Here is a 15,964-nt window from a genome sequence, read left to right on the forward strand (position 1 = left end):
GAGGCGCATCGCGGAAGCGGCGTACGCCTCGCTCCTGCTCGCAGTCGGGGAGCACCGACGGCATCTCCTCCTCATCGGAGGACTCGTGCCCGAGCACGTCGTCGACTCCGACGAGCCCCACCAGGGCACCAACGACGTCGACGTCCTGCTCGACATCGGTCTCGTGTTCGACCGTGACGAGATGGACTTCGGCTGGTTGGAGCACGCACTGGCGGTGGCCGGCTTCGTCACGGCCACCCCGAACACCGGGTGGCGCTGGATGAAGGACGTCGATGGGTTCCCCGTCCTCGTGGAGTTCCTCGTCGACGTCAGCGACAGTCAGGACCAGGAGATCGCGCTGCCGGGAACCCGCTCCCTCGGCGCGAAGAACCTCCGAGGTCCGGGACCAGCGCTCCGTGACGTGCACTCGACCACCATCGGTGGCGAAGCAGCCTCGGTCACCGGTCTCGGCGGGTACCTCGCCGCCAAGGGCGCGAGCGCGTTCTGGCGGCGCGCGGACAAGGACCTCTACGACTTCGCGTGGGTGGTCGTCGCCGACCTCCGATCGGGCTCGCGGCAGGCAGCCGACGCCCTGCTCGAGGTCCTCGACCCGGCGATCGACCGCGACCGGACCGACGCCGTGATCGCGGTCTGCGACCTCTACGCAACTGCCGACGATCCAGGATGCCGTGCCTTCGCCGCACTCTCCACGGCGGCCGGCAGTACCGATGCCCCCGAGAGCCTCGCCCTGGACGCGCTCGTCGCGGTCGCGGCGCTCCGGAGCGAGCTCGTCTGCCGCGTCGATCGCCGGCGTCGGAACGCCTGACCGGCTGGTCGAGCAGGAGCGCCGGCTAGTCGAGCAGGAGCGCCGGCTCCTCGAGCACCGAGGCGATGTCGTGCACGAAGCGCGATGCCACGTCCCCGTCGACGACCCGGTGGTCGAACGACGCACCGATCGTGGTCACCATGCGCGAGCGGACCTCGCCGTCGACGACCCACGGCTTCGGCTTGATCGTGCCCATCGCGACGATGGCGACCTCGCCCGGATTGAGGATCGGCGTGCCGGTGTCCATGCCGAACACCCCGATGTTCGTGATCGTCACGGTGCCGTCGGCCATCTGCTGCGGCGTGGTCTTGCCGTCGCGGGCGGTCAGGGTCAGGTCCTCGAGCGCCTTCGCGAGCTCGAACAGCGACATGTCCTGCGCGTCCTTGATGTTCGGCACGATCAGCCCACGCGGGGTCGCCGCGGCGATGCCGAGGTTCACGAAGTGGTGGACGATGATCTCCTGGTCGGTCCAGGTCGAGTTCACCGACCGGTTCCGCCGGACGGCCCAGATCACGGCCTTCGCGAAGACGAGCAGCGGCGAGACCTTCACCCCGGCGAACGTCGGCGAGGACTTCAGGCGCTTGACGAACTCCATCGTGCGGGTCGCGTCGACGTCGACGAACAGGGACACGTGCGGTGCCGTGAACTTCGACGTGGTCATCGCCTTCGCGATGGCCTTGCGGACGCCCTTCACCGGGATCGTCTCGCGACGGACGTCGCCCCACTCCGGCGTCTCGATGTTGCGGAACACGCCGGCCTGCTTGGCGTGGCGGATGACGTCGTCGCGGGTGACCTCGCCGGCGAGGCCGGTCGGCACGACCTCGGCGAGGTCCACGTCGAGGTCCTTCGCGAGCTTGCGGATCGGGGGCTTCGCCAGGACGATGCCCGACACGACGGCCTTGCGCGGTCGGGAGCCCTGCTCGCCGACGGCCTGCGAGATGCTGTCCTCGCCCGGGTCGGCAGCCGCTTCGGCCGCGGCGACGGCGTCCGCACTGGAGGCGCGGCTCGCCTCGGCCGCGAGCGCTGCGGCCCGGCGCGCGCCCGGCTTCCGGCGGGACGGCGACGTGGTCGCGGAGCCGTAGCCGACCAGGACGGCGCCGGACGACTCGTCGGTGCCGACGACGGTGGCGTGGTCCGCCACCGGTTGCGCCGGAGCGGCGTGCTTCGGCTGCGAGGCGGCGGGGGCGGCGGGGGCGGGGGCGGGCGCTGCTGCGGGAGCGGGCGCCGCGGCCGCGCGCGGGGCCTGCTGCGCCGGGGCCGGAGCGGCCGGAGCCTGCGCGACGGGAGCCTGCGCGACGGGAGCCGGCGCGGCTGCCGCGGCAGGCGGGGTGGCCTGGACGTCCGGCGAGGCCGGGACGCTGTCGGCGACCGGCGCCGTGCCTCCCGGCTGTGCCGCACCCGACGCGACCTGCGCGTCGGAGTCGACCCGGATGATCGGCTTGCCGACCTCGACGGTGTCACCCTCGGACACGAGCAGTCCGGTGACGGTGCCGGCGAACGGGGACGGGAGCTCGACGAGCGACTTCGCGGTCTCGATCTCGACCAGGACCTGGTCGACGGCGATCTCGTCCCCGATCGCGACGCGCCACTGCACGATCTCGGCCTCGGTCAGGCCTTCGCCCACGTCGGGCAGGGGGAATTCGGCGGCGGGCACTGCGGCTCCTTCGAACGTTCTGGTCGGCTCGGTCAGTATGCGAGGGCGCGGTCGACGGCCTCGAGGACACGGTCCGCGTCCGGCAGGTGGAGGTGCTCGAGCTTCGACACCGGGAAGGGCACGTCGAACCCGGAGACCCGGATCGGCGGCGCCTGCATCGTGTAGAAGCACTGCTCGGCAACGGTCGCGGCGATCTCGCTGCCGACGCTCACGAAGCCGGAGGCCTCCTGCGCGATGACGACGCGACCCGTCTTGCGGACCGAGGCGAGCAGCGGCTCCCAGTCGATCGGGGAGATCGAGCGGAGGTCGATGACCTCGCAGCTGGTGCCCTCGGCCTCGGCGATGTCCGCGGCCTGCATGAGCGTGGCGACCATGGCGCCGTGCCCCACGAGGGTGACCTCGGTGCCGGTGCGGGCGACGCGCGTCGTGTGCATCGGGACGTGGCCGTCGACGAGGTCGACCTCGCCCTTCGGCCAGTAGCGGGACTTCGGCTCGAGGAACACGACCGGGTCCTTCGACGCGATCGCCTCCTGGATCATCCAGTAGGCGTCGTTCGGCGTGCTCGGGCTGACGACGCGCAGGCCCGGGGTGTGCGCGAAGTACGCCTCCGGGGACTCCTGGTGGTGCTCCACGGCGCCGATGTGCCCGCCGTAGGGGATGCGGATGACGACCGGCAGCGACATGTGCGCCGGCAGACGGTTCTGCATCTTGGCGAGCTGCGAGGTGATCTGGTCGAAGCCCGGCCAGACGAACCCGTCGAACTGGATCTCGACGACCGGGCGGTAGCCGCGCAGGGCCAGGCCGATCGCGGTGCCGATGATGCCGGCCTCGGCGAGCGGGGTGTCGCGGACGCGCTCGGCGCCGAAGCGCTCCTGCAGGCCCTCGGTGATGCGGAACACACCGCCGAGCTGGCCGATGTCCTCGCCCATCAGCAGGACCTTGTCGTCGGCGGCCATCGCGGCGGCCAGGCCGGCGTTGAGCGCCTTGGCCATCGGCAGGGTCTGCACGGGTTCGCTCGGGACCTCGCCCGCGCCCGGGTGGGCGCGGAGCGTGTAGTCGAAGAGCTGCTCGGTGGTGCTCATCAGTGGGAGCCCCCTTCGTAACCGGCCTCGTACTGCTCGAGCCAGGCCTTCTGCGCGGTGGTGACCGGGTGCGGCTCGCGGTACACGTTGTCGAACATGACGTCCACCGACGGCGGGGTCAGGGCGACGGTCGCGCGGCGGACGTCGGCGGCGATGTCCTCGCCCTCCTCGTCGAACCGGGCGAGCTGCTCGTCCGTCACACCTCGGCTGCGCAGGTACGCGGCCGAGCGGGCGATCGGGTCGCGCTCGACCCACGAGGCCAGCTCGTCGTCGAGGCGGTAGCGGGTCGGGTCGTCGGAGCTCGTGTGGGCGCCGATGCGGTAGGTCTCGGCCTCGACGAATGCCGGGCCCTGACCGCTGCGCGCGTGGTCGGTCGCGACGAGCGACGCCGTGTACGAGGCGAGGAGGTCGTTGCCGTCGACCCGGACGCTCGGGATGCCGAAGCCGCGCGGGCGGTCGACGAGCGGCGTCGGGGACTGCACCGCCACCGGCACCGAGATCGCCCAGTGGTTGTTCTGCAGGAAGAAGACGACGGGGGCCTGCGTCGACGCGGCGAAGACGTACGCCTCGTTCACGTCGCCCTGGCTCGTCGCGCCGTCGCCGAAGTACACGATCGTGCAGGCGTCGCGGTCCGGGTCGCCCGTGCCGACGTCGCCGTCGAGCTTCTGGCCGAGGGCGTAGCCCGTGGCGTGCAGCGTCTGCGAGCCGATCACGAGGGTGGAGATGTGCGTGTTGCCACGCTCGTCCGGGTCCCAGCCGCCGTGCGTCTGGCCGCGGTACATCGCGATGATCTCCATCGGCTCGACGCCGCGGTGCATCGTGACGGCGTGCTCGCGGTACGACGGGAAGACGTGGTCCTGGTCGCGGAGCGCGAAGACGGAACCGACCTGCGCGGCCTCCTGTCCGTGGCTCGGGACCCAGAGGCCGAGCTGTCCGGTGCGCTGGAGGTTGTGGCCCGCGTGGTCGAACCGACGTGTCAGCACCATGCGGCGGTGCATCGCCAGCAGGGTCTCGTCCGGGATCGCCCGCGCGACGGCGGCGTACTCGGCGTTCTCGTCGGTCTCCACGAACCGGCCCTCGAGGTCGAGGATCCGGACGGTGGCCGTCGCGGGGGCCGCGGCGTGGAATGACATGTCGGTCAGCGTAACGCCAGGGGCTACCGGGCCGCCTGGAGGTCCCCCACAAGCGACCCCGCCGTTTCGAGGAGCGTTCCCACAGCCTCGTGCTCCCCGATCGAGACCCGGATCCCCTCGTTCCCGAAGGCCCGGACGACGATGCCGGCGGCCTCGAAGCGCTCGGCCGCGTGGGCCGTGAGGTCGCCCGTCGGCAGCCACACGAAGTTGCCCTGCGCGTCCGGCACGTCCCAGCCCTGCTCCCGCAGCGCGGCGACGATGCGGTCGCGGCTGGCGGCCAGCTCGGCGACCCGCTCGAGCAGCTCGGTCTCACGCTCGAGGCTCGCCAGCGCGGCGGCCTGCCCCTGCGCCGTGACCGACAGCGGGATCGCGCAGGCACGGACCGCATCGAGCACGTACGCCGGACCGAACGCGTACCCGACGCGCAGGCCCGCGAGTCCGTACGCCTTGGAGAACGTGCGGAGGACGACGAGGTTCGGGTACCGCTCGAGCAGCGGCGTCCCGCGGACCGCGGTGGGCTCGGTGACGAACTCGGCGTAGGCCTCGTCGAGCACCACGAGCACGGTCGACGGCACGCGGGCCATGAACGCGTCGAACTCGGCGGCGGTGACGACCGGGCCGGTCGGGTTGTTCGGCGTGCAGACGATCACCATGCGGGTGCGCCCGGTGACGGCCGCGGCCATGGCGTCGAGGTCGTGCCCGCCGTCCGGGCGGTTCGGCACCTGCACGCTCGTGGCGCCCGCGACGGTGACGACGCCCGGGTAGGCCTCGAACGAGCGCCAGGCGTAGACGACCTCGTCACCGGGGCCGCTCGTCGCCTTCGCCAGCTCGTGCAGGATCGCGACGCTGCCCGGTGCGACGTGGACCTCGTCGACGGTGAGCCCGGCGCGCTGCGCGAGCACGGCCCGCACGGCCAGGGCGGTGGCGTCGGGGTAGCGGTTGTAGGCGGTCTGCGCCTGCACGGCCTCGACGACGCCGGGCAGCGGCGGGAACGGGTTCTCGTTGCTCGAGAGCTTGAAGGCCTCGGGCGCGGCCTGTCGGCCCTGCTTGTAGGCGGGGAGGACCGCCACCTCGGGCCGGATGTGCACGCGCTCGTCAGTCACGACAGTCAGCGTAACCGCGCGGACCCAGCGTGACGGGGGCGTCCGCGGGCATCATGGCCGCATGCGATTCCTCGTCCGCCTCGTCGTCAACGCCGTCGCGCTGTGGCTCACCACCCTCCTCGTGAGCGGCGTCACCGTCACGCCCTTCGGGGACGGCGACACCACCGCCGTCGTGCTCACGTTCCTGCTCGTGGCGTTCGTGTTCGGGCTCGTGAACGCGGTCGTCGGCACGATCATCCGGATCGTCGCGTTCCCGCTGTACGTGCTGACGCTCGGCCTGATCTCGCTGGTCGTGAACGCCGTACTCCTGCTCATCGTCGCCGGCATCTCGGACGCGATCGGCTTCGGGCTGCAGGTCGAGTCGTTCGGCTGGGGCATCGTCGGCGCGTTCGTGCTCGCCGTGTTCTCGTGGCTGATCGGGCTGATCGTGCGCCCGGTGCTGCGCCGCTCGCGTCCGTGACCGACCGTCGCCCCCGGCCGCACCGTCGTCGCGGACGACACCCGGCTGCGCCATGATGTGCACATGACCGAGGACGGCCCTGCTCCCTTCCGCGTGTCGTTCGTCTGCAGCGGGAACATCTGCCGGTCGCCCATGGCCGGCATCGTGTTCGCCCAGATGGCCGAGGACGCGGGGCTGTCCGACCGTTTCCAGGTGGACTCCGCCGGCACCGGGGACTGGCACGTCGGCGAACCCGCCGACGAGCGCACGATCGCGGCGCTGGCGGCACGCGGATACGATGGCAGCAGGCATCGCGCCCGCCAGTTCGACCCGGACCGGTTCCCGGACCTCGACCTGGTGGTCGCACTCGACCGCTCCCACGAACGCGTCCTGCGGTCGTGGGCACCGACCATGGACGACGCCGCCAAGGTGACGCTCCTGCTGCGGTACGACGACGCCTGGCCCCAGCAGACCGACGTGCCGGACCCGTACTACGCGGACCGGCACGAGTTCGACCGAGTGCTCTCGACCGTCGAGCGGGCCTGCCGGGCGCTCTTCCGCCAACTCGAACCGGCAGTCCGTCAGGGAGCCCCATGACCCCCCTTCCCCCGCAGCCGATCAGCCCGCTCGACGGGCGCTACTACCCGATCGTGCACACGGTGGGCGAGCACCTCTCCGAGGCCGGCCTCAACCGCGCGCGCATCGTGGTCGAGGTCGAGTGGCTCATCTTCCTGACCGACCACGCGATGTTCACCACCTCGCCGCTGAGCATCGACGACAAGGCCGCACTCCGTCGGGTCGTCGAGACCTTCGGCCAGCAGGAGATCGCCGAGCTGGCCGAGATCGAGGCCACGACGCGCCACGACGTCAAGGCCGTGGAGTACTTCGTCCGCCGCCGGCTGTCCGACCTCGGGCTCGACGCGATCGCCGAGCTGACGCACTTCGCGTGCACGAGCGAGGACGTCAACAACCTCTCGTACGCGCTGACGGTCCGCGACACCGTCGACCGGGTCTGGCTGCCGGCGTACCGCGCCGTCCTGGCGACGCTGCGCACGATGGCCGAGGAGCTCCGGGCCGTCCCGATGCTCTCCCACACCCACGGTCAGCCCGCGACGCCGACGACCCTCGGCAAGGAGCTCGCCGTCGTCGTCTACCGCCTCGAGCGGGTGCTCGCGCAGATCGAGGGCGGCGAGTACCTCGGCAAGTTCTCCGGCGCGACCGGCACCTTCTCGGCGCACCTCGCCGCCGACCCCGAGGCGGACTGGCCCGCGCTGTCGAAGGAGTTCGTCGAGGGCCTCGGCCTGACCTGGAACCCGCTCACCACGCAGATCGAGTCGCACGACTGGCAGGCCGAGCTGTACGACCGGGTGCGTCACGCGAACCGGATCCTGCACAACCTCGCCACGGACGTGTGGACCTACATCTCGATGGGGTACTTCACGCAGATCCCGGTCGCGGGTGCGACGGGCTCGTCGACGATGCCGCACAAGATCAACCCGATCCGGTTCGAGAACGCCGAGGCGAACCTCGAGATCTCGTCGGCGCTCTTCTCGACGCTCTCCGAGACCCTCGTGACCAGCCGCCTCCAGCGCGACCTCACCGACTCGACGACGCAGCGGAACATCGGCGTCGCGTTCGGGCACTCGCTGCTCGCGCTCGACAACCTCCGTCGCGGGCTCGGCGAGATCGCCGTGAACGAGGGTCGGCTCGCGGAGGACCTCGACCACAACTGGGAGGTCCTGGGCGAGGCGGTCCAGACCGTCATCCGTGCCGAGGTCACCGCCGGGCAGTCGGAGATCGAGGACCCCTACGCGATGCTCAAGGAGCTGACCCGCGGCAAGCGCATCGGGCAGGCCGAGCTCGTGGCGTTCGTCAACGGGCTCGACATCTCGTCGGGTGCGAAGGCGCGGCTCACGAACCTGACGCCGGGCACCTACACGGGCCTGGCGGACGAGCTGGTCGACCACCTGGACGTCTGAGCCCGCTCGCGGGTGGCGACGACAGGGCGGACGGGAGGCGCGGGGCGGACGGGAGGCGCGGGGCGGCCCCGCCGCGCACCGCACCACCTCAGGTGGTGACGGCGCGCGCCTCGGCGACCAGCGCCTCCAGGACGGTGCGGACCGCAGGTCGGACCGCGCGGTCCGGGCGCACCAGCGCCTCGATGCGCCGCCCCGCGCGCACGTCGGCCAGTGTCGCCAGTCGGAACCGCCCCGGTGCCCGCGTCCCCGAGGTGTACCGCGGCACGAGCGCGATCCCGTGCCCCGCGGCGACCAGGTTCTCGATCACCGGCAGGTGGATCGTGCGGAACGCCACCGACGGTGGCACGTCCGACGCCGCCGCCAGCGCCGTCAGCACCCGGTCGATCGGGTAGTCCTCGGGCACGCCGATCCAGGTCTCGTCGACGACGTCCTCGACGCCGACACGCTCCCGTCCGGCGAGCGCGTGGTCGAGGGGCAGCGCGACGTCGAGCGGCTCCCGGAGCAGGGCGACCGTCTCGACCACGGCGCCGTCCGCCCGTCGTGCGCCGTCGGGGCGGTGCCCGATGACGACGTCGTGGTCGGCGGTGAGCGGTGCGAACTCCCCCTCGCTGACGTCGACGTCGGAGAGCTCGAGCACGATGCCGGGGTGGTCCCGCATCCGGGTCAGCAGGCCCGGGAGCAGGAGCTCGGCCGCCGAGGGGAACACCGCGAGGTCGACCGTGCCCGTCGCGCCCGCGAGGTGCTCCGCCCAGGCGGACTCGACCGTGGCCAGTGCCGTCGCCACCCCGGTCGCCATGCCGGCCAGCGCCCGGCCGTGCGCGGTGAGCCGGACCCCGCGGCCGACGCGTTCGACGAGCGGGACACCGGCCTGCCGTTGGAGCGTCCGGAGTTGCTGCGACACCGCACTCGGCGTCCGGTGCGTCGCGGCGGCGACCGCGGTGACGCTCCCCCGCTCGGCGAGCTCGCGGAGGACCGGCAGCAGGGCGATGTCGAAGCCGACCATGCAGGGACCCTACAACGATGCTGTCGAACCCTGCGCTGGTGCTACCGCTTCCGCTCCGGCACGATCGGACCGTGCTCCTCCGTGACCGTCTCCTCGCCCTCGTCGTCGCCGTGGCGTGGGGCCTGAACTTCCCCGCGACCGCGATCGCGCTCGACCACTGGCCCCCGTTCCTGCTCGCAGCCGTGCGGTTCACGCTGCTCGCGGTGCCGACGATCCTGTTCGTGCCGCGGCCGAAGGTGCCGTTCCGGTGGATCGTGCTCGTCGGGGCGACCCTCGGCGTGCTGCAGTTCGCGTTCCTCTACCTGGGCATGTCCGCCGGGATGCCCTCGGGGCTCGCCTCGCTGGTGATCCAGGCGTCCGCGCCGTTCACGGTCGTGCTCGCCGGGGTGCTGCTCCGCGAGCGTCTGACGGCACGACAGGTCGTCGGGGTGAGCGTCGCCGTGGCGGCCCTCGGCGTGATCGCCGTGCACCGGGCGCAGACCGCCGCGTTGCTGCCGGTGGTGCTCGTGCTGTGCGGTGCCCTCGGTTGGGCGCTCGGCAACGTGGCGACGCGACGGACCGGACCGGTGAACCCGCTGCACCTGACCCTCTGGTGGGCGGTGGTGCCGCCGGTGCCGATGTTCGCGCTGTCCCTGCTGGTCGAGGGCCCGGCCCGCGTCGGGCAGGCGTTCGGGACCGCGTTCACCACGTCGGCGCTGCCGGCCGACCTCGGCCTGCTCTACATCGTCGTCGCGGGCAGCCTCGTCGGCTACGGGATCTGGTCGCGGCTGATGGGGAAGTACCCGTCGAGCACGGTCGCGCCGTTCTCGATGCTCGTGCCCGTGGTCGGGGTCCTCGCGTCGTGGGCGGTCTTCGGCGAGGTGCCGGACGTGGTCGAGGTCGTCGCCGGCGCGGTGGTCGTCGCCGCCGTGCTCTGGTCGTCGAGGACACCACGGGCGCTCCCGGTCGCCGGTGCCGCTGCCGGTGCCGGTGCCGCCGAGACGCCGTCGATTGCCCGAGACGCCGCCGGATCCGGGACCGTCTCGGCGCCGGAGGACCGTCTCGCGCGGACGGGGGCGTCGCCCGCGGTCAGTCCCGGTGCTGGCGGCGCTCCGCGATGATCCCGGCGAGCGCCCCGCGGAGGTCCGGGTACCGGAACTCGTAGCCCGCCTCGACGAGCCGCGTCGGCACCACCCACCGGCTCTTCAGCACGAGCTCGGTCTCGGTGCGGATCGCGAAGGACCCGAGTTCGAGCATCCAGCGCCACGTGGGCAGCCCGAAACGCCGACCCACCGCCTCCCGGATCGTCGCCATCACCGTGCGGTTGTCCGACGGCTCCGGGCTCGCGACGTTGACCGGTCCGTCGAGGTCCTCGTGGTCGCGGACGAACCGGATCGCCCCGAGGACGTCCGCGATGTGCACCCAGCTGAAGCGCTGGCGCCCGTGGGTGTGCCGGTCGCGGTGGTACGTGCCGGCACGGAGTCGTGCGCGGGTCGGGAACCACGGTCCGTCGAGCTGCGGCCCGCCGAGCCCGGCCTGTGCGAGCCGGAGCAGCGGCACGAGGGCGCTGCCGTCGCCGAACACGATCGTCATCCGGAGTGCGACGCGGCGGGTGTGCGGCAGGTCGGCGGTGAACAGCGCGTCCTCCCAGGCCTTCGCGACCGAGACCGAGAAGCCCTCGCCGAGCTCACCCGTGACCTCGTCCTGCGGCCGGTCGTCGGCGTGCCGGTAGATCGTCGCGGTCGAGGCGTTCACCCACAGCGGCGGCGGGTGCTCGGCGCCGCGGATCGCCTCGGCGAGCTCCAGCGTCGTGTCGACCCGGGAGCGCACGATCTCCGCCCGGTTCCGGCGTCCGTACCGGCAGTTCACGCTCTTGCCCGCCATGTTCACGACGAGCGCGGCACCGTCCACCAGCGCGCGGATGCGCACCGTGTTGCCCCACACCGCGTCGCCGGTGCGCCCGACCGTGACGACCTCGTACCCCTCGTCGCGGAAGGCGTCCTGCAGGTACCGCCCCACGAACCCGCTCGCTCCCGCGATCACGACACGGCGCTGCTCGTCGCTCATCTCATCCCCGTCCTGTGTCCGGCGCGATCTCGTACCGGAACGCCCCCTCGTACCGGTACAGCGTGCCGAGCACCGGGGCGCTGAGCACCAGGGACACGCGCTGCACGTCGGCATCGTCATCGAATCGTTCCACGAGCGTCACGCGCGGTGCGAGGACGGACGGGAGGCTCCGGTCGCGTCCCAGCGCACGCACCGTCACGCGCGTGGAGACCAGGCGCAGGGCGCCCGCGTCCGGGCCGTCGACGTCGACCTCGGCCCGCAGGGTGGCGCTCAGGCGGCCGCGGTGCCCGAGGTGGTCGACGAGGCCCTCCGGCTCGGCGGTGATCGCGTCGACCATGGTCCGGTCGCCGGAGCGGAACCGGAAGGTGCGGTCGGCGCGGACGGCGACGCTGCCCGCCGCCCCGGGGTGGGAGGCGGTCGGCGTCGAGGCGGGCCGTCCCGCCGGGGTGGGGTGCGCCTCCCGGCCGGTGCCGCACCTGCGCCCGACGCGCGCCGGGCGGTTCTCGACCGTGAACGGGACGGCCCGTTCCCACACCGGGAACACGATCCCGTCACGGGCGAGCCAGGCGAGGACCGGCCACAGCCACCGGCGGGGCGTGCCGACCACGTCGAAGACGCCCTCGCCGCGGCCGACGCTGCCGGGCGGGACCGGGCCGAAGTACGCGCGGAGACGGGGGTGCAACCGGTCGAGCACGTGCGACGGCGTCGTCAGCTGGTACGGCGACGGGGTCACGGCTCGAGCCTGGCACGTCGTCGGTGCGACTGCCTACGATCGAGGCATGGGACACGACCACGGCGGAGGCCACGCGCACGGCCACGCCGGTGCCTCGGAGCGCGCACTGCTGGTCGCGTTCTGCATCTCGGCGACGATCCTGCTAACCGAGGTCGTCGGCGCCGTCGTCACCGGGTCGCTCGCGCTCCTCGTCGACGCCGGGCACATGGTCGTCGACACGGGCGGCCTCGGCATCGGTCTCGTCGCGACGCGGCTCGCCCGCCGGAGCCCCACCGCGCAGCGGACGTGGGGGTTCCAGCGCGCCGAGGTGCTCGGTGCGACCGCGCAGGCGGCGATCCTGCTCGCGGTCGGCGTCTACGTCGTGATCTCGGCGGTGCAGCGGTTGTTCGTCCCCGACGAGGTCCACGCCGGGCCGCTGCTCGTGTTCGGCGTCGTCGGACTCGTCGGCAACCTCGTGGCCTACGCCGTGCTGCTGCGCGCCTCGGGCGAGGGCTTCACCTCGCGCGCCGCACGGCTCGAGGTGCTCAACGACACCCTCGGCTCGGTGGCGGTCATCGTGGCGGCCGTCGTGCTCATGGTCACCGGGTGGGAGCGCGCGGACTCGATCGCGGCGATCCTGATCGGGCTCCTCATCCTGCCGCGGGCCGTCCGACTGCTCCGCGAGACGGCGAACGTGCTGCTCGAGTCGACCCCGCCCGGTCTCGACCTGGACGACGTCCGGGCGCACATCCTCGAGCTCGACCACGTCATCGAGGTGCACGACCTGCACGCGACGCTCGTGTCGACCGGCGTGCCGAACCTGACCGCGCACGTGGTGGTCGACGACCACTGCTTCTCGACGGCGCACGCCCCGCGCATCCTCGACGACCTGCAGCGGTGCGTGGCGGAGCACTTCGACGTGCCCGTGGAGCACTCGACCTTCCAGCTCGAACCGGTGTCGCACCGACGGCACGAGCACGAGGTGCACGCGTAGGAGCGCCTCGTGGGGCTCGGGTCAGCAGCCGCCGTCGTCCGTGGGGAAGGCCGTGATGACCCGGTCGGTCGTCGCGGAGACGATCACGCGGACGTTCGGCTCGGCCGCGGGTCGTGATCCGTCGTCGAACCGGACCGGTGCCGCGTAGCAGACCTTGCCGTCGCCGGCGTCCTGCGGGTAGCCGGAGGGCGGCGACTCGAGGACCGACTGCACGGCGGTGAGCATCGCGTCGTCCCAGTCGCGATCGCTCCGGGAGCCGAGGACGTCCCGCCAGTCGGCGGTGTGCCGGACGCGGATGTGCTCGTAGCCCTGGCCCGACGTGCCGCACTGCAGGACGACCTGGCCGAGCGCGGCGGTGTCGTACCGGGCGACCGTGGCGCGGCTGTCGGTGTCGCAGCGGTCGAGCACGTCGGCGCCGGGCAGGTCCGGCCCCGTGCGGGTGATCGTGACGGTGCCGTCGCGCGGGGCACCCTCGGCTGCGGGTGCTCCGTCGGCTGCGGGTGCTCCGTCGGCCGCGGTGGCGCTCGGGGTCACGGTGGCCGCGCCGGGGCCGATCACCGGGTCCTCGCCGCTGCGCTGGGCGGTCAGGGCGAAGCCGCCGGCGACGAGCCCGGCCGCGATCAGTGCGGCGACGGCGGTGACTACCGGACGACGGCGCTGCTGGGGCATGCGCTCCAGTATGGCGGCGCGGCGGTGCGTCGAACCACGGATGCGACGTCGAACCAGGCCCCCGTGCTGGTTCGACGTCGCGATCGTGGTTCGTCGCGCGCTGCCCCTACCCGGCGCGGGACGCCAACCGCGTGCCCGCGACGAGCGCCAGCACGACCACGAACACCACGTACCCGAGGAGCACCGGCAGCGTCGGCAGCACGAGCAGCGCCGCCCCGACCGCCACCACCGGCACGGTCAGGCCCGCGTACGCGACGAGGAAGGTCGCCGCCAGGACCCCGCCGCGCTGCTCCGGTCCGACCAGCGAGCCGGCGCGGCCGATCGCCGCGCGGAACAGCAGCCCCACGCCCGCCCCCGCGACGACCCCGCCGCCGATGAAGCCCGCGACCTGCAGGAACACCGCCGCCCCGGCGAGCACCACCAGACCGGCCACGAGGAGCACCAGTCCGAGGCGGATCTGCCGCTGCTGCGAGAGCCTGGCGAACACGATCTGCGAGAGCGCACTCGCGGCGAAGACCCCGAAGGTCGTCGCGCCGGCCGCGAGACGGTCGGTCACGTGGAAGGTCGTGCCGAGGAACGTCGGGGCGACCGAAGTGAAGAGCCCCTGCACGGCCAGGGCGGCGAAGGCGGCCACCCCGGCGGCCCAGAACGCGCCCGCCTGTCCCTCGGGGGCGGCGATCCGCTGCGGCCGGTACGGCACGGGCTGCTCGGGCCGGTCGACGGTCTCCGGAGCGGCGAGGACCACCACGAACGCGACGACCAGGGCGACGACGAACACGACGTACGGCACGACGAGCGGCTGCCCGACGAACTCCGCCAGGGCGCCGCCGACCAGCGCGCCGAGCGACAGACCGCCGAGGTTGACCGCGCCCGCGACGACGCTCGCGCCCCGTGCGGCGTCGGACGAGCCCGTCGCCCGGACCCGGAGCTCGGCGAGGTGCGCCGTCGCGGTCGCGGTGACGAGCCCGACGCCGAGGCCGGTCACGAGCCGGGCGACGACCAGCCCGGCGACGTCGTTCCACACCAGGAACAGCACGGCCGCGACGAGCTCGATCGCGACCGACGCGAGCACGAGCGGCCGTCGTCCGTGCACGTCGCTGAGGTGTCCGGCCAGGAACAGCGAGACGACGACGCCGACCCCATACGCGGCGAAGACCACCGTCGTCGTGAACGTCGGGAAGCCGTCGCGCGCCTGGTAGACGACGTAGAGCGGCGCCGGGACCGTCGCGAAGGCCATCACCGTGAGGAACGCGAACGCGACCGCCCAGGCACCGGCGCCGTGCCGACGGCGGGAGTGCGCGCGGTGCCCGCGGGGCGCGGGGGCCGGTTCGGAGGGTGTGCGTACGGAGGGAGCGGGGACGGCGGTCGGGGACATGCTCCGATGATGTCCGCCGCAGAACATCGAGTCCAATGGATGCTCTTGATGGCGACCATCGATCCGATCGATACTCGGGAGGTGGAGACCCGTCTGCTCGAACAGTTCGTCGCCGTCGCGGCCGAGGGCAGCGTCACGCGCGCCGCGGAACGCCTCTGGGCAGCGCAGTCGACGGTGTCGGCGGGCATCGCGTCGCTCGAGCGCTCGCTCGGCGTGCGGCTCTTCGACCGCAGCGGCCGTCGCGTCGTGCTGACCACCGCGGGCGAGGACCTGCTCCCGCACGCACGGACCGTGCTCGACGCCCTCGACCGGATGCGCGACCTCGCGACCGTCGACGACGCCGACCTCCGCGGGCGCGTGCGACTCGGCATCTTCACGAGCATGGACATCGTCGACCTGACCGGGGTGCTCCGGCGCTTCCGGCAGCGGCACCCGCTCGTCGCGGTGGAGCTGATGACCTCGCCGACGGGCACGACCGGACTCGTGCAGGACCTGGTGGCCGGTCGGCTCGACCTCGCCTACACCGGGCTGCCGTCGGTCCCGGCCGGGGTCGTGGTCGAACCGCTGCGGGAGATGCCCTTCCGGGTGTTCACGGCCGCCGACCACCCGTTCGCCGGACGGGCGTCGGTGTCGCTGGCGGAACTCGCGGGCGAGCCGTTCATCGACACCGCGCACGGGTTCGGCAACCGGATGATCCTCGACGCCGCACTCGATCGGCTCGGCATCCGGCGACGGGTGGTCGCGGAGATGAACGACATGCCGGCGGTGATCCGGTTCGCGTCCGCCGGTCTGGGCGTCGGGGTCGTCCCGGACTCGGGCGTCCGGCACGACGGCGCGGTCATCGAGCTCGAGGACGAGGTCGAGCCGCTGCGCATCGGGCTCGCGATGCGGTCCGGCGCGGAGCCGAACCGGGCGACGCGCACGCTGGCCCGCGACATCGTCGCGGCGAGAGTGGGCTGAGATCTCGAGG

General features: G+C 72.9%; 16 protein-coding genes. 7 read left to right on the forward strand and 9 right to left on the reverse strand.

The genetic code is table 11. The annotated features are described in order from the left end of the window. Positions 1 to 85 precede the first annotated feature (85 nt). Entirely contained in the window at positions 86 to 805 is a 720-nt protein-coding gene (locus AB0N84_RS07800) for a hypothetical protein (protein ID WP_363544939.1), read from the forward strand. Positions 806 to 830: 25 nt separating this feature from the next. On the opposite strand, the gene AB0N84_RS07805 is transcribed toward AB0N84_RS07800, so the two are convergent. From AB0N84_RS07805 to AB0N84_RS07820, 4 genes are all read right to left on the reverse strand, one after another. After that, positions 831 to 2,459 (reverse strand): dihydrolipoamide acetyltransferase family protein, encoded by a 1,629-nt coding sequence (locus AB0N84_RS07805; RefSeq protein WP_363544942.1) that lies wholly within the window; start codon positions 2,457 to 2,459, stop codon positions 831 to 833. A gap of 32 nt (positions 2,460 to 2,491) precedes the next feature. Beyond that, positions 2,492 to 3,451, reverse strand: a complete 960-nt coding sequence (locus tag AB0N84_RS07810; RefSeq protein ID WP_069712055.1) for an alpha-ketoacid dehydrogenase subunit beta — start codon at positions 3,449 to 3,451, stop codon at positions 2,492 to 2,494. 89 nt (positions 3,452 to 3,540) lie between these two features. Beyond that, entirely contained in the window at positions 3,541 to 4,674 is a 1,134-nt protein-coding gene (locus AB0N84_RS07815; protein WP_363544945.1) for a thiamine pyrophosphate-dependent enzyme, read from the reverse strand. A 23-nt stretch (positions 4,675 to 4,697) separates the two neighbouring features. Then, complete coding sequence (locus tag AB0N84_RS07820; protein WP_182047324.1) at positions 4,698 to 5,777, reverse strand: histidinol-phosphate transaminase; 1,080 nt, start codon at positions 5,775 to 5,777, stop codon at positions 4,698 to 4,700. 61 nt (positions 5,778 to 5,838) lie between these two features. Here AB0N84_RS07820 and AB0N84_RS07825 point away from each other — a divergent pair, with 61 nt between their 5' ends. From AB0N84_RS07825 to purB, 3 genes are all read left to right on the forward strand, one after another. Continuing rightward, on the forward strand, positions 5,839 to 6,237 hold the full coding sequence (locus AB0N84_RS07825; RefSeq protein WP_069711953.1) for a phage holin family protein: 399 nt from the start codon (positions 5,839 to 5,841) through the stop codon (positions 6,235 to 6,237). Between the two features lie 63 nt (positions 6,238 to 6,300). Further along, positions 6,301 to 6,813, forward strand: a complete 513-nt coding sequence (locus AB0N84_RS07830) for a low molecular weight protein-tyrosine-phosphatase (protein ID WP_069711952.1) — start codon at positions 6,301 to 6,303, stop codon at positions 6,811 to 6,813. Next, positions 6,810 to 8,195 carry an adenylosuccinate lyase gene (gene purB / locus AB0N84_RS07835; protein ID WP_069711951.1) on the forward strand — a complete coding sequence of 462 codons (1,386 nt, stop codon included), beginning with the start codon at positions 6,810 to 6,812 and terminating at the stop codon, positions 8,193 to 8,195. Before AB0N84_RS07830 ends, purB begins: the two co-directional genes overlap by 4 nt. An 88-nt stretch (positions 8,196 to 8,283) precedes the next feature. Here the strand turns inward: purB and AB0N84_RS07840 are convergent, their stop codons facing one another. Continuing rightward, positions 8,284 to 9,198, reverse strand: a complete 915-nt coding sequence (locus tag AB0N84_RS07840) for a LysR family transcriptional regulator (protein WP_363544951.1) — start codon at positions 9,196 to 9,198, stop codon at positions 8,284 to 8,286. A 71-nt stretch (positions 9,199 to 9,269) separates the two neighbouring features. Here AB0N84_RS07840 and AB0N84_RS07845 point away from each other — a divergent pair, with 71 nt between their 5' ends. Then, positions 9,270 to 10,298, forward strand: a complete 1,029-nt coding sequence (locus AB0N84_RS07845) for an EamA family transporter (protein ID WP_363544954.1) — start codon at positions 9,270 to 9,272, stop codon at positions 10,296 to 10,298. On the opposite strand, the gene AB0N84_RS07850 is transcribed toward AB0N84_RS07845, so the two are convergent. Both AB0N84_RS07850 and AB0N84_RS07855 read right to left on the reverse strand, forming a co-directional pair. Next, a complete protein-coding gene (locus tag AB0N84_RS07850) occupies positions 10,267 to 11,244 on the reverse strand; it encodes a DUF1731 domain-containing protein (protein WP_363544956.1) in 978 nt (325 codons plus the stop codon). The two genes, AB0N84_RS07845 and AB0N84_RS07850, sit on opposite strands and share 32 nt — an antisense overlap. Before the next feature lies 1 nt (position 11,245). Beyond that, positions 11,246 to 11,977 (reverse strand): DUF4166 domain-containing protein, encoded by a 732-nt coding sequence (locus tag AB0N84_RS07855; RefSeq protein WP_363544959.1) that lies wholly within the window; start codon positions 11,975 to 11,977, stop codon positions 11,246 to 11,248. A 46-nt stretch (positions 11,978 to 12,023) separates the two neighbouring features. Here AB0N84_RS07855 and AB0N84_RS07860 point away from each other — a divergent pair, with 46 nt between their 5' ends. Beyond that, entirely contained in the window at positions 12,024 to 12,950 is a 927-nt protein-coding gene (locus tag AB0N84_RS07860; protein ID WP_363544962.1) for a cation diffusion facilitator family transporter, read from the forward strand. A 21-nt stretch (positions 12,951 to 12,971) separates the two neighbouring features. On the opposite strand, the gene AB0N84_RS07865 is transcribed toward AB0N84_RS07860, so the two are convergent. Together AB0N84_RS07865 and AB0N84_RS07870 are read right to left on the reverse strand one after the other, a co-directional pair. Beyond that, on the reverse strand, positions 12,972 to 13,619 hold the full coding sequence (locus tag AB0N84_RS07865) for a hypothetical protein (RefSeq protein WP_363544965.1): 648 nt from the start codon (positions 13,617 to 13,619) through the stop codon (positions 12,972 to 12,974). A 106-nt stretch (positions 13,620 to 13,725) separates the two neighbouring features. Beyond that, positions 13,726 to 14,994, reverse strand: coding sequence for an MFS transporter (locus AB0N84_RS07870; protein WP_363544968.1), 1,269 nt, complete (start codon positions 14,992 to 14,994; stop codon positions 13,726 to 13,728). 48 nt (positions 14,995 to 15,042) lie between these two features. On the opposite strand from AB0N84_RS07870, the gene AB0N84_RS07875 reads away from it, so the two are divergent. Beyond that, complete coding sequence (locus tag AB0N84_RS07875; RefSeq protein ID WP_363544971.1) at positions 15,043 to 15,954, forward strand: LysR family transcriptional regulator; 912 nt, start codon at positions 15,043 to 15,045, stop codon at positions 15,952 to 15,954. Positions 15,955 to 15,964 lie beyond the last annotated feature (10 nt).

Source organism: Curtobacterium sp. NPDC089185, assembly GCF_040685235.1.
Classification (GTDB): domain Bacteria; phylum Actinomycetota; class Actinomycetes; order Actinomycetales; family Microbacteriaceae; genus Curtobacterium; species Curtobacterium citri.

Coding starts and splice junctions, on each gene's coding strand:
- AB0N84_RS07810 (WP_069712055.1), bottom strand. CDS start 3,451: ATGGCCAAGGCGCTCAACGCCGGCCTGGCCGCCGCGATGGCCGCCGAC.
- AB0N84_RS07815 (WP_363544945.1), bottom strand. CDS start 4,674: ATGTCATTCCACGCCGCGGCCCCCGCGACGGCCACCGTCCGGATCCTC.
- AB0N84_RS07825 (WP_069711953.1), top strand. CDS start 5,839: ATGCGATTCCTCGTCCGCCTCGTCGTCAACGCCGTCGCGCTGTGGCTC.
- AB0N84_RS07830 (WP_069711952.1), top strand. CDS start 6,301: ATGACCGAGGACGGCCCTGCTCCCTTCCGCGTGTCGTTCGTCTGCAGC.
- purB (WP_069711951.1), top strand. CDS start 6,810: ATGACCCCCCTTCCCCCGCAGCCGATCAGCCCGCTCGACGGGCGCTAC.
- AB0N84_RS07840 (WP_363544951.1), bottom strand. CDS start 9,198: ATGGTCGGCTTCGACATCGCCCTGCTGCCGGTCCTCCGCGAGCTCGCC.
- AB0N84_RS07850 (WP_363544956.1), bottom strand. CDS start 11,244: ATGAGCGACGAGCAGCGCCGTGTCGTGATCGCGGGAGCGAGCGGGTTC.
- AB0N84_RS07860 (WP_363544962.1), top strand. CDS start 12,024: ATGGGACACGACCACGGCGGAGGCCACGCGCACGGCCACGCCGGTGCC.
- AB0N84_RS07865 (WP_363544965.1), bottom strand. CDS start 13,619: ATGCCCCAGCAGCGCCGTCGTCCGGTAGTCACCGCCGTCGCCGCACTG.
- AB0N84_RS07870 (WP_363544968.1), bottom strand. CDS start 14,994: ATGTCCCCGACCGCCGTCCCCGCTCCCTCCGTACGCACACCCTCCGAA.
- AB0N84_RS07875 (WP_363544971.1), top strand. CDS start 15,043: ATGGCGACCATCGATCCGATCGATACTCGGGAGGTGGAGACCCGTCTG.